This is a genomic window from Odoribacter sp. (assembly GCF_985060555.1).
In genome coordinates, this window is the sequence record NZ_CFKYFN010000090.1 from 91,758 (window position 1) to 105,232 (window position 13,475).

Sequence of the window (13,475 nt, forward strand, 5' to 3'; positions counted from 1 at the left end):
TTTTGAATAAAGAGAAGTATGATTACACAATTAAAAGAAAAAGTGTTGAACGGTGGACAGATCACCCGCGAAGAGGCGATCTTATTGAGTAATGCGGTGGATAAGCAAGCTTTATACCGGGCCGCAGGCGAAATCAGAGATAAACGGGTGGGCCGTCGGTTCGATACTTGCTCGATTATAAATGCCCGTTCCGGAAGATGTTCGGAGAATTGTAAATGGTGTGCCCAATCGGCTTTGTTTAAAACGAATATAGAAGAGTACGAACTGGTAGATGAGAAGACTTGTCTCGATTTAGCCCGTTCGAATGCCGATTATGGAGTGGATAAATTTTCGTTTGTGACCAGCGGTAGGGCCTTGTCCGATAAAAATATAGACCGGATCTGTACTTTTGCCGTTAAAATCAAATCCCAGTCGGACCTTCAATTGTGTGCTTCCATGGGATTACTGAAAAAGGCGCAGTTACAAAAATTGATGGATGCCGGTATTACACGTTATCATTGTAATCTGGAATCTTCGGCCGATTACTTCGGTACCTTATGTACCTCGCATACCCCTGCCGATAAAATAGAGACTATCCGTGCAGCTCAGGAAATCGGTATGGAAGTGTGCTCCGGAGGAATTATCGGAATGGGAGAGAGCATGGAGGATCGGATCGATCTGGCCTTGATGTTAAGGGAATTGGGAATAAAATCTATTCCGATAAATATTCTGAATCCGATCCCCGGTACTCCTCTCGAAGGTACAGCTCGGTTGGAAGATGAAGAGATCCTGACTACCATTGCGCTCTTTCGTTTTATTCAGCCCGATGCCTACCTGCGTTTTGCCGGAGGGAGAATGCTGATATCCCATTTAGAGACAGAGGCGATCCAGGCCGGGATAAATGCTGCGATAGTAGGTGATTTATTGACCACTTTGGGATCGAAAGTAAAAGAAGATATGGAAAAGGTGAAGGCGCTGGGTTTCGAAACAGAAGGAAAATCTAAAAATCTAAAAATATGAATACAGCAGAATTACTTCAATACGACAGGGAGCACATCTGGCATCCCTATACTTCGACGATAGATCCACTGCCGGTATATCCTGTAAAGAGGGCGGAAGGGGTATATATCGAACTCGAAGACGGACGCAGATTGATCGACGGTATGTCTTCCTGGTGGTGTGAAGTACACGGTTATAATCATCCGGTATTGAATGCCGCCCTTGAAAAACAAATGAAAGAAATGTCCCATGTGATGTTCGGGGGATTTACCCATCGGCCTGCCGTTGAACTGGCAGAACGGCTTCTTTCTATTGCTCCCGGGGGATTGGATAAAATTTTCTTTTGTGATTCGGGATCGGTATCTGTAGAGGTGGCTATGAAGATGGCTTTACAATACTGGTATGCAGCTGAACGCACAGAAAAAAGACATTTTCTGACTATCACCAAAGGATATCACGGCGATACCTGGAATGCCATGTCTGTATGTGATCCGGTAACGGGTATGCACGGTATTTTTCATGGTACCCTCCCTATACAGTATTTTATTCATCGTCCGGAATGTCGTTTCGGAGCTCCTTGCCGGGAGGAAGATATCCGGGAACTGAAAGACTGCCTGGAAGAACATCATGCCGGTATAGCTGCTGTTATTCTTGAACCTATTGTTCAGGGAGCAGGTGGAATGTGGTTTTATTCAGCAGATTACCTGAAACAGGTCAGGGAATTGTGTGATCGGTACGAAGTGTTGTTGATCTGTGATGAAATAGCAACAGGATTCGGACGTACCGGGAAGTTATGGGCGGTTGAACATGCGGGGATTTCTCCGGATATTATGTGTATCGGAAAAGCGATTACCGGAGGTTACATGAGCTTTGCCGCAACGATGGCTACCGAACGGGTAGCGACTCGGATCTGCTCCCGGGATCCTTTTGTATTTATGCACGGGCCCACCTTTATGGGAAATCCCCTGGCTTGTGCTGTCGCCAATGCTTCGGTCGGATTGATTCAGAAGTATGATCTGGAAAAGACGGTAGGGGCTATCGAACGCCAATTGAAACAGGAATTGCAGCCTGCTGCATTATTTCCGAATGTGGCGGATGTCCGGGTATTGGGGGCCATCGGGGTAATCGAAATGAAAGAACCGGTGAATATGGCTGTCCTTCAAGCCAAGTTCGTTGAAGAAGGTATATGGGTGAGACCGTTCGGTAAACTGGTATACATTATGCCGCCATTCATCATCCGGCCCGAAGAACTGAGCCGTTTGACTCAAGGTTTATTGAAAGTGATCGCTCAATAATCGGTTAAAAGCATACAAAATGAATAAAGAGCGTTATTATCACAAATTAGAAACCATAAAAGAATCCGGTAATTACCGGATCCTGAGGGAAATCGAACACAACGGTTTTCTGATCCACGACGACGGACGTGAGATGCTGAATCTGTCTTCGAACGATTATCTGGGCTTATCGTCTAATCCACGCCTGATTGAAGAATTCCGTGAAGAGACAGATGTTATGGCTTTACCATACAGTGCTGTATCTTCCAGATTATTATCCGGAAATCATCCTTATTACAAAATGCTCGAGGACGATTTAGCCGATCTTTACGATAAAGAGGCAGCCTTGGTATTCAATTCGGGTTATCATGCCAATATCGGAATTTTGCCTGCTTTAACCAATAAGCGGGATCTGATCGTTGCAGATAAATTGGTGCATGCCAGTATTATCGACGGATTGCGGTTGAGTGAGGCTCAGATGATCAGATACAAACATTTGGATTACGAACATTTGCGAAGTATACTGACCCAGCACCGGGAGGAATATGATAATGTATTCATCGTTACGGAGTCTATTTTTAGTATGGATGGAGATACGTCGGATTTACAACAATTGTGTGAAATAAAGAAGGAATTCGACGCCTTTTTGTATGTAGACGAGGCACATGCCGTAGGAGTAAGGGGGACGAATGGGTTAGGTTGTTGTGAAGAACAAGCTTGTATGGAAGATATCGATTTTATCGTCGGTACTTTTGGAAAAGCTTTTGCTTCGATGGGAGCTTTTGTCGTGTGTGAACAAGTATTTCGCGATTATTTGATCAATACGCAAAGAAGCCTGATTTTTACAACGGCTTTGCCTCCTGTAAATGTGGCGTGGACGCGGTTTATTCTCAACCGGATGCCCGATTTTTACGATCTTCGGATCAAATTGGCCGAAATTGCTTCGAAGTTACGGCAGGTATTGGTCGAAAAAGGATTCGAAACCCGGGGCGACTCTCATATCGTACCTATGGTATGTGGTTCTAATGAGAGTAGTATAGAAATGTCGGAATTACTTCGGGATAACGGATTTTTTGTTTTGCCGGTGCGGTATCCGACCGTACCCAAAAATGAAGCCCGTATCCGTTTCTCCCTGAATGCTTCTATTCCAATTGAAGACTACGGCTGTTTATTTGAATTTTTGGAGTGTCTGGTATGCGAATAGAGTGGTTGAACAAAAAAGGTTCCGATCGGGTGATCGTTTTCTTCCATGGTTGGGGAATGGATGCTGCCGGTGTATCTCATCTGCAAATGGAAGATGATGTGCTGATGTGTTATGATTACCGTTCGTTAGATTTTGCTTTTCCGGATTTAGGGTATTACCGCTGCATTTATGTGGTCGCCTGGTCGATGGGAGTGTGGGCCGCAGATCGGGTAATCTCCAGGCTTGAAATGAAACCGGAGCGATGTGTCGCATTGAATGGAACTACACGTCCGGTCGACGATGAATATGGAATTCCGGTCAAAATTTATGAGCTTACAGAAAAAGGAATGAATGAGAGAGGACGGGAAAAGTTCTTTCTGAGGATGCTCGATGGGGCTGACGAATGCCGGAAATTCAGCGGACAAAAACCGAATCGTGGAATCGAAGAAGTATGCGAAGAGTTGTGTCGTATACGGGAGTTATGCTCTGGTGTAAAAGGAAAACTGAATTGGGATAAAAGTTACATTTCGGAAAAAGACTCGGTATTTCCTGCACAGAATCAATTGAACTGGTGTAAGAAAGAAGGGATTCCTGCCGTTTCTTTACCCGGCGGACATTATCCGTTTTATCGGTTTCGGAGTTGGAGAGAAATTTTAGAAAAATAGCAAAGTATGATCGATAAGACTGAAATAGAATGCCGTTTCCGACGGAGCGTCGATAGCTATGAAGATAATGCAACCGTTCAGAAATGGATTGTACAGCGCCTGGTAGAATTATTACAGGAATATGTACCTTATTCTTCCCGGACCTTGGAAATCGGGTGTGGCACCGGACTCTTATCCGAAAAAATCAACCGGCTTTGGGAGGATCAGCAATTTTGGGTGAATGATTTGGTCGAGCAGATGTGCCGGAAAACGATAGACAGATGCCAGTTGCCTGTCTCACACGGGCTGAACGGGGATATCGAACAAATACCTTTGACCGGGAAATTCGATTTGATCGTTTCTGCTTCGACTTTTCAATGGCTGGCTCATCCCCGGGCTACTTTTGCTAAATTAGCAGCTCATCTTAATACAAACGGATGGTTGATTTTCAGTACTTTCGGGAAGAATAATTTTAAAGAATTGAAAGCTGTAACCGGACAAGGACTGGAATATCGTTCTATAGGGGAATTAAGTGCCTGGTTGTCTTCAGAATACGATATATTGTATACCGAAGAGCAGATACATACGCTAAAATTTTCCGATCCCCTGGATATTCTTCGGCATGTAAAGAAAACCGGAGTGAATGCAACCAGTCTACCGACAGCCTGGACCAAAGGACGTCTTCACGAGTTTTGTGAAGACTACAAAATCCGTTTCCTGACAGACGGGTATTGTCCGCTGAGCTATCATCCCCTTTATCTGGTATGCCGGAAAAAATAAATCTGGCATTGCAATTCGGCTACAGCCCCAATTGCAATGCTAAAATAGCCTTACAGCTTTCCTAAATGATTGAAAGTATTGGTTTTCATTAATTGCTCTAATTCTGCAATAATCATTGCAGTGGCTCCCCAAATAAAATTCTCTCCGATCTTATATCCCGGTGCAATAATTTTATGATCGTGTCGTACAAAAGAGTGTGTGGTTTTATTCCGGTCATCGAAAAGATCCCTTAATTTTACTAAAATGACTTTTTCCACTTCATCCTGGGATAAGATAAAATCAGGTAATTGTAATGTTGTCCCGACAATCGGAGTAATATTGAAATTGCTCAAAGGAATATAGATATCGCTCAATACTCCCAGGATAGACACTTTTTCTTCGGGTACTCCTATTTCTTCGTGACATTCCCGTAAAGCTGTCTGTAAAGCATCGGCATCTTCTTTTTCCATCTTTCCACCGGGAAAAGCAATTTGTCCGCCATGATATTTTCCCCGGTTTACCCGTTTGATGAGAGGAAGGGCCAATTCGTTTTCAAAAGGAACGATTAAGGCAAGGATGGCACTATTGACAGGAGGACAGGGATGTACGCCTTCGATTCCTTCGATATACTTCGGGCGAGGAGCCATGAGAGCATGTGCTTTTTCTCCGGGAAGGACATTATATAAAGCAGTTCTGATTTTTCTGGTTTTCATATTTCTATTACTGATTTGACAAAGATAAGAAATAAAGATATAAGATAAGAAACATGTGTTTTAAATTGGACAAACTATCCGAAAATACAAAATTATAAATAAAAATAATGGCGATTTAAATAAAAAAGACTTATCTTTAACCTGTTAAACGATAGCTTGGTGAAATAAATATGAAAATTATTCCAATTTTATATGGATATAATGAAAAATTGTCCTATCTTTGTAATGCCAATATATTTTACAAAGCAGTTTAGGACTGTTGATTAACGTAGCAGGCATTCGGTTGCCTGCTGCTTTAAATATTCGGTTCTTGGCTGATGGGGCAGGTGAAAAACCTGGTAATTTTTTGTAAAATATTATTGGCACCCCATCAGTTCAAGGGCCGATTTTTTATGTGTATATATTCCGGATTTGGATGATATAGAGATTTGACGGGGTAATTGTAAAATTTCTCTAATTAAAAACTTAACGGTTATGAAGACAATTCCAATGGTACCAGCTTGTCAGAACATGGAAGAACTCCACAAGCTAACAGATCTTATTTGTGAGTATATTCATCCTCAGATGGTTATTTTGTTCGGTTATTATGCAGGTATGGACTTTCATAACGCTTTGAAAGGGTATGAAATGCTTGTTATCATGGAGGAAAAACCGACGCTGACGGTTAGGGAGTTGGTCGGATATTTAAAGACTCATTATCCGCTTGATAACCGGAAGGAGAAGAATCTGTCCCTTCATATTTTTACAGCTGAATTTATTCATCATCGCACTTCTTTAAGTTATTTTTTCTATGCAATTAGAAAAGAGGGGATCTTGTTGTATGAGAGTGAAAATTGTATTTTAAAAGAGTCTGTCGCTTATAAACCGACCCGTTCTTATCAGCAAATTGTCGGCCTTTCCGATCAGTGTCTGGCCTTAGGAAGAGCTTTTCTGCAAGATGCACAGCGACATATCGACGGTGGTATTCCCCGTTTAGCCGCTTATTATTTGTATCAGGCTGTCGTCCAATTTCTTCGGGCCGGAAATATGGTACATTATGGCTTTCTGGCCGAAGGGAGAGAAGATCTGGTGACGACTTACCTGAAAATCAGATACTGTACGAAAGAAATTGCTGCCTTGTGGTATGGAGACGGACAATTGACCGAATGGACTTTATTCGGACGCTTGCAATCTTTTAGTTATAAAACCCGCTTCAGCTATCCGTATACCGTCAACTCCGATCTGTTGACCCGCTGTCTGACTTTTACCTGCAAAACAGAGAAAGTAATCAAAAAATTTTGTAAGGAAAGGATCAAATTCTTAGAGACCTTATCGAAATCCCGCGAGAATTCCCAGGAAGAGAAAAGTGACTTATCGAAGGAGTGAAGACTTGATCGGGACGATAAGATTTAGTTTATAAATCATTTGAACTGAGGTCCTGGCGGATTGGCGGATTTTCGGTTCTGACTTTCAATCCTGAACCTGGTTCCGCCAATCAGCAAGGCACTCGTCGGTTAACCGAAGGTTAGCCTTATCTTTTTCTGGCTTTGCCAGAAAATGGACTTATGACTCATTGTTTCTTCATCAATCTGAGGATTTCACCGATCCACAGTACCAGCGAAGTCAAACCGACAATGATCCCCCAGTCTTTCCAACTTAAAGGAACGGTACGGAATACCTCTCCTCCGAATTGTACAATCAAATACTGCCCGATGGGAATGATAAACATAACGATCAGGAAACCGGTACTGTCCTTTAAATTCTTGAATGCAGAGCCATGAGAAAGAAAAGCTTTCGCATTGAACATATTCCAGAACTGTAGCATCACAAAAGTTGTGAAAAATACAGACAGATCGTGTCGGGACATGACTCCGTCGTTTATGGTAAACCAATACATCAGGCCGAGCAGCAATACCGTAAACGAAAGTCCTATCCCCAGGATGTAATTCCGCATCTTGGGACTGATGATAAAATCTGTCGATTTGCGGGGCATTTCATTCATTACTTTGGGGTTGGGAGGGAGAGAAGCCAGGGCAGCTGCTGCGAATGTATCAATGATCATGTTCACCCATAACATTTGAGTTACAGTCAAGGGTAATTCCCGGCCGAACATCGAACCGATCAGTACAATCAGCAAAGCCGATAAGTTGATCGTCAGCTGAAACAGTATAAAACGTTGGATATTGTGATAAAGCGAACGTCCCCACATTACGGCTGTAGCAATACTGTTGAACGAATCATCCAATAAAGTAATATCACTGGCTTCCTTAGCCACCGAGGTTCCGGAGCCCATGGAAAGTCCCACATCGGCATGATTCAATGCCGGTGCATCGTTTGTACCGTCCCCGGTTACAGCTACGACTGCTCCCGATTGTTTCAGCAGTTCGACCAGACGTTGTTTGTCGGTAGGGCGGGCACGACACATTATTTTGAGTTTCAAAACCCGTTTCGCCGCTTCTTCGTCCGGCAATTTTTCAAAGTCGACTCCGGTGATAATCTGTTCCTCCGAATCTTCGGATTTCCAAATACCGATCTGCCGTCCGATTTCCCGGGCGGTTGCCGGAGTATCTCCGGTGACAATCTTTACATCGATTCCCGCATTCAAACATTTGGCTACTGCAGCGGGGACATCCGGACGTACCGGATCGGAAATCGCCGCAATTCCTAAAAAGATAAAATCTTCCTGAGCGATAGCTTCGATCTCGCCTTCTGAAGCAGAATCTACTAGCTTATAGGCAAATCCCAATGTACGCATCGCCTGATTCTGAAAGTCCAGCAATTCTTTTTCTACAGTAGCATGATATTCTTGTGCAGGAACTAAACCTGCGGGGGTTTCTACCTGTTTACATTTGGCGAATACAATTTCGGGAGCTCCCTTCAGATAGAGAATAAGCTTTCCCTCCAGCACGGAGCGGACCAGGGTTGCCATGTATTTCCGTTCGGTAGAAAAGGTCAATTGTTCCAAAATTTCAGTATTATCCCGGTAATCCATATAATTGATCTTCTGCTGATGCAGCCAAAGTAATAAAGCGGCTTCGGTCGGATTTCCCAAGGTCTTGATCTGATCGTTACCGTATTCCAGATAGGCCGTTGAATTGATGGAAATCCCTTCCTTGATCAATACCTGAAGGCGATTATCCTGTTGCAGTTCTTGGTCCGGCAAACCGTAAAACCGGGTTTGATAAACCTGCATTTGATTTTGAGTCAGGGTTCCTGTCTTATCTGTACAGATAACGGTTGTGGCTCCCATCGTTTCGCAGGCATGCATCTTACGTACCAAATTGTTCGTCTTTAGCATTTTACGCATGCTTAATGCAAGACTTAGTGTAACACTCATCGGTAAGCCTTCCGGGACGGATACAACGATAAGAGTGACTGCAACCATGAAATATTTCAAAATCCTTCCTGCCGTTTCTAAAGTGAAGATCGTATCGGCAGTGAAAATTCCGGCTATAATATCTTTTGTAAGTAATCCGACAAAAGTAACCCCGGCAACTGTAAAACCGATAATACTGATAAACTTGGCCAGGCCTTCCAGTTGTTTGCTGAGCGGAGTTTTATCGTGATTGATCTCTGTAGATTTTTGGGCCACTTTTCCGAATTCTGTAGCGTCACCTACTTTTTCTACTTTGTAGACACAATGCCCGTTGACTATAGTGGTACCCCTCATGATTTTGTTGGAAGGGTAGGTAGCCTCCGGATCGAAATCGGCAGGATCGGTAGTCTTATCGATGACCGGTTCGCCCGTTAGGGTAGATTCGTTCACTTGCAAAGAAATAGCTTCGATCAATTCTCCGTCAGCGGGAATTTCTTCTCCGGTCTCGAGTACGACAATATCGCCGACTACAATTTCACGTTTAGGTATTTCGTGTATGTTTCCATTGCGAAGAACCTTTATGTGTATATCATCATTGACCTGGTTCAATAATTCGAATTTTTTATTGGCATCCATTTCGAACCAGAAACCGACTCCGGTAGCCAGAAATATAGCGAAGAAAATACCGATCGTCTCTGCATATTCATTGTGCATGATAGAAATAATCAGCGACAAGACGGCTGCTACCAACAATATACGGATAATCGGATCTTTAAATTTCTCAAGGAAAAGTTTCCACAAAGGAGTATGCGGAGGTGGAGTGATGATATTTTCTCCAAATTGTTTGCGGCTTTGCTGCACTTCTGAATCGTTCAAGCCGGAATAATGTTTTGTTTCCATTTTAGCTGTGTGTAGTATATTTTAATTCTTCCATTCGTAAATAATCTTTTTGATTGCATTGGCTGACTTCAAATTCTATAAACGCATAAAAAAGAACGCAATATGGGAATAGGGCAGAAACGTGTAAAAACTATTTTCCTTTCTCCCGCAGGAGAAAAGCAAGTTGAAAAATGATATTTTTCAGCAACAGAGTGTAATAGATTTTTCCGGTTGCGCGAACTGGATGGACAGATACAATTTTCGTCGTCCTCCCCATACAGGGTATAATCTGCAATAAATTCAGTCTCGATTCCGGGATACTGGCCGGCAAAAGAGATCGGTTCCTGATCGGCTCCTTGCTGGAAAACAGTAAGGATAACGACCAGTATCCCCCCAAAGAAGTACCTTTTCCAATGACAACAGTCACAACGGTTAATTTCTGAAACCCTTGTTATCCCTGAAATCTCTCTAACTATTAAATTCTGCTTTGTCATACGTACGCAAAGATAAAGCAAAACCCCCGATATTTTATCCTGCTATCCGGAAAAATCGATCGAAAGTAAGAAAGTCTGTGATAAAAAAAGCAAATCGTTTAACCGGTGGCCCGGCTAAACGATTTTATATAACATAGCAATAGATCGGGAACTTAGATTTTTGAATTTACAATCTTCAAAATTTCAGCTTCCAGTTCATTGGCTTTTTCCACGATAGCTTCACCTTCGCGTATGATTTGAGCTGCAAATTCCTTATCTTCCAATCCGGCTGCATTGATTTTTACATTCAGAAATGCTCCCATGACTCCGGCGCGTGCTGCCAATGCACCTACGCCGGCATCCGTTACGGAATTCGGGTTACCTATTTCAGCCATAGCTTTGGCTACAGACATACATTCGTAACATTGTTTCATCGTTTTGAACGGTACTTCGGTAGCATAGCGGGTGGCATCCTGAACAGCTTTCTGCCGGGCAGCTTTTTCTTCTTCGGATTTTTTAGGCAAACTGAAAGCATCCATGATCTTATTGAAAGCATTGGTGTCTTCGTCCACCAGTTTGATCAATTCAGTCTGATATACTTTTCCTTTTTCAGCCCAATCGCTAAATTCTTCCCAACGGTCGTCCCATCCCCGTTTGTGTGAGGAGAGGTTGGCGACCATCGAACCGAGAGCGGCACCCAAGGCCCCCATATAGGCAGAGATCGACCCCCCACCGGGAGCCGGAGATTCAGAAGCCGTTTCGTCGGCAAAATCGGTTAAAGTCATGTCTACCAGTTTTTTCTTACCTTTCGAAGCTTCTTCCTCGAGAATATATTCGATGATCTTCTTTTTCGGATCGAAAGGATATAATTCGTCCAATCCCAATGATTTGACGGCTATTTTGATCAGCTCTTTGTCGGATACCCCCGTAGAACGTTGTTGTTTACGCAGGAAATACCGACCGGCGTCCAACATCGCTTTTAACGGAAGTACACCGACAAGTTCGGAACCGGTAACCCGAATGCCCCGGTCGGCAGCCTTACGGCAAACTTCGTCGAAGGCTTCATGCATGGAAGTCACGGAAATATCCGTCAGGTTCATAGAGATCTGAGCTATTCCATATTCTTCTATAAACCAGCCGATCGCTTTTACAGATTTCAGGCTCCCCGGAATCATCACCGGCTTTCCTTTTTCATCCAATACTTTTTTACCGGTGATCGGGTTGCCTTCCCGTTTCACCCTTCCGCGTTCGCGTACATCGAAAGCGATCGAGTTGGCCCGGCGAGTAGAGGTGGTATTCAGGTTAACATTATAAGCGACCAGAAAATTACGGGCACCGACTGCTGTAGCTCCGGTCTTGGCAGTCCAGCTATTCAGTTCACGGGGACCGAAATCCGGATGCCACTGTTCACTGGAAAGACGTTCTCCCAAAGCTTCATATTCTCCGGCCCGGCAAGTAGCTAAATTTCTCCGTTCCGGAACAAAAGCAGCACTTTCGTAACAATATACCGGGATATTCAGCTCTTTGCCGATACGCTCGGCTAATTTCCGGGCGTATTCCACGGTTTCTTCCATCGTGATATTGGAAACCGGCACCAATGGACATACATCGGTTGCTCCGAAGCGGGGATGAGCTCCCTTGTGTTTGGTCATATCGATTAATTCGGCGGCTTTCTTGACTGCCCGGAAAGCTGCTTCACAAATCGGTTCGGGTTCTCCAACCATAGTCACCACAGTACGATTGGTCGCCTTACCGGGATCGACATCGATAACACTGATTCCTTCAACGGTTTTCATGGCATCGGTGATCTGATCGATGATATGCATGTCGTTTCCTTCGCTAAAATTAGGCACGCATTCAATTAATTTTTTCATGGTATATAAACTTTAATTTTAAGTATGTTTCAGTCGATTTCAATTAATATTGTTCTCCTTTTAAGAAAATCGCTTCTATTAAATCAGCCGTATAGGCATAGGGTAAGTATTCGATGCCCGAAATAGGAGTCGTTATATAAAAGTTGGCAAGTTTACCGACAGCGATACTCCCTGCTTCTTCTTCAACTCCCATCGCATAGGCCGAATTTAAAGTCGTCGCATTGATCACTTCTTCAGGTAACATTTTGTAATTGATACATCCTAAGGACATAATGAATTTCATATTACCGGAAGGAGAAGAACCCGGATTATAATCGGAAGCCAAAGCTACCGGTAAACCGGCCTGAATCATCTTACGGACGGGAGAATAAGGCATATTCAGGAAAAAAGCGGCTCCGGGCAATACGGTCGGCATAGTTTCGCTTTCCAATAAACAGGCGATTTCTTCTTCTCCCATACATTCCAGGTGGTCGACAGAAATTGCATTGTATTTCACACCGACTTGCACACCACCCGAGTAGTCGAGTTCATTGGCATGTATCTTCGCACGTAATCCGTATTTCATTCCGGCATTCAGCATCCGGTCGGTATCTTCGACAGTGAAGAAACCTTTGTCACAAAATACGTCGATGTAATCGGCCAATTCTTCGGCAGCGACCATTGGGATCATTTCGTTGATAATAAGATCTACATATTCTGTTTGTCTGCCCTTATATTCCAAAGGTACGGCATGTGCCCCTAAAAAAGTCGATTTAATCAATAGGGGAGTTTCGGCTTTCAAACGGCGGATCACCCTCAACATTTTTAATTCGCTTTCGGTATCCAGCCCATAACCACTTTTTATTTCGACTGCACCTGTACCGAAACCGGCGATTTCCTGAATCCGGTCATAGGCTGCATCGAAAAGCTCTTCTTCAGAAGCTTTACGTATCCTTTCGCATGAATTGAGAATACCGCCTCCGCGTTTGGCTATTTCTTCGTAAGAAAGACCACGGATTTTATCGATATACTCGATTTCACGGCTTCCGGCATAAACCAGATGAGTATGAGAGTCACAATAAGAGGGCATGACCAAACGGCCGGTTGCATCGATTTCCTTGACGATATCCCCGCCGGCATAGACAGCCTCCCGGTTTAAATCCTCCATTTTTCCGAATCCGGCAATTTTATCTTCTTCAACAAGTAAATAAGCATTTTCCAGGATACCTAACCGGGCCATATCTTTACCTGCAACCCATTTGCGGGGAGATAGTTCCGTTTGTACCAGCTGTTTTATGTTCAGAATGAGTGTTTTCATCTTTCGTACTTTTTAATGTTTATAGCCGCACGAAAATATTAAAAAAAACGAATAAAAACGCGCTTTAAGATATATTTAAAACGTTTGTGCCCGAAGATTTTACCCG

At 43.4% G+C, this 13,475-nt stretch carries 10 protein-coding genes; 6 read left to right on the forward strand and 4 right to left on the reverse strand.

Translation table 11 applies throughout. The features are described from left to right. The first annotated feature begins 18 nt into the window (after positions 1-18). The 5 genes from bioB to bioC are packed head-to-tail and all read left to right on the forward strand — an operon-like array spanning position 19 to position 4,859. Entirely contained in the window at positions 19-999 is a 981-nt protein-coding gene (gene bioB, locus AC5RDS_RS11955; protein WP_013611062.1) for a biotin synthase BioB, read from the forward strand. Then, complete coding sequence (bioA, locus tag AC5RDS_RS11960) at positions 996-2,273, forward strand: adenosylmethionine--8-amino-7-oxononanoate transaminase (RefSeq protein ID WP_494222354.1); 1,278 nt, start codon at positions 996-998, stop codon at positions 2,271-2,273. Before bioB ends, bioA begins: the two co-directional genes overlap by 4 nt. Positions 2,274-2,292: 19 nt before the next feature. Then, complete coding sequence (locus AC5RDS_RS11965) at positions 2,293-3,456, forward strand: aminotransferase class I/II-fold pyridoxal phosphate-dependent enzyme (RefSeq protein WP_493711193.1); 1,164 nt, start codon at positions 2,293-2,295, stop codon at positions 3,454-3,456. After that, a complete protein-coding gene (locus AC5RDS_RS11970; protein ID WP_118103053.1) occupies positions 3,447-4,100 on the forward strand; it encodes a DUF452 family protein in 654 nt (217 codons plus the stop codon). Before AC5RDS_RS11965 ends, AC5RDS_RS11970 begins: the two co-directional genes overlap by 10 nt. 6 nt (positions 4,101-4,106) lie before the next feature. Continuing rightward, complete coding sequence (bioC, locus tag AC5RDS_RS11975) at positions 4,107-4,859, forward strand: malonyl-ACP O-methyltransferase BioC (protein WP_013611058.1); 753 nt, start codon at positions 4,107-4,109, stop codon at positions 4,857-4,859. Between the two features lie 50 nt (positions 4,860-4,909). Here the strand turns inward: bioC and AC5RDS_RS11980 are convergent, their stop codons facing one another. Then, positions 4,910-5,551 carry an NUDIX hydrolase gene (locus tag AC5RDS_RS11980; protein ID WP_013611057.1) on the reverse strand — a complete coding sequence of 214 codons (642 nt, stop codon included), beginning with the start codon at positions 5,549-5,551 and terminating at the stop codon, positions 4,910-4,912. 474 nt (positions 5,552-6,025) lie between these two features. On the opposite strand from AC5RDS_RS11980, the gene AC5RDS_RS11985 reads away from it, so the two are divergent. Then, the gene (locus AC5RDS_RS11985; RefSeq protein WP_013611056.1) at positions 6,026-6,916 is read left to right on the forward strand and encodes a hypothetical protein; all 891 of its coding nucleotides are present in this window, start codon (positions 6,026-6,028) and stop codon (positions 6,914-6,916) included. Positions 6,917-7,100: 184 nt separating this feature from the next. On the opposite strand, the gene AC5RDS_RS11990 is transcribed toward AC5RDS_RS11985, so the two are convergent. The 3 genes from AC5RDS_RS11990 to hutI all read right to left on the reverse strand — a co-directional run bounded on the left by AC5RDS_RS11990 (position 7,101) and on the right by hutI (position 13,369). Further along, positions 7,101-9,746 carry a calcium-translocating P-type ATPase, PMCA-type gene (locus tag AC5RDS_RS11990; RefSeq protein WP_013611055.1) on the reverse strand — a complete coding sequence of 882 codons (2,646 nt, stop codon included), beginning with the start codon at positions 9,744-9,746 and terminating at the stop codon, positions 7,101-7,103. 625 nt (positions 9,747-10,371) lie between these two features. Beyond that, positions 10,372-12,072, reverse strand: coding sequence for a glutamate formimidoyltransferase (gene ftcD / locus AC5RDS_RS11995; protein WP_013611054.1), 1,701 nt, complete (start codon positions 12,070-12,072; stop codon positions 10,372-10,374). A 43-nt stretch (positions 12,073-12,115) separates the two neighbouring features. Next, positions 12,116-13,369 (reverse strand): imidazolonepropionase, encoded by a 1,254-nt coding sequence (gene hutI, locus AC5RDS_RS12000; RefSeq protein ID WP_118103047.1) that lies wholly within the window; start codon positions 13,367-13,369, stop codon positions 12,116-12,118. Positions 13,370-13,475: the final 106 nt, after the last annotated feature.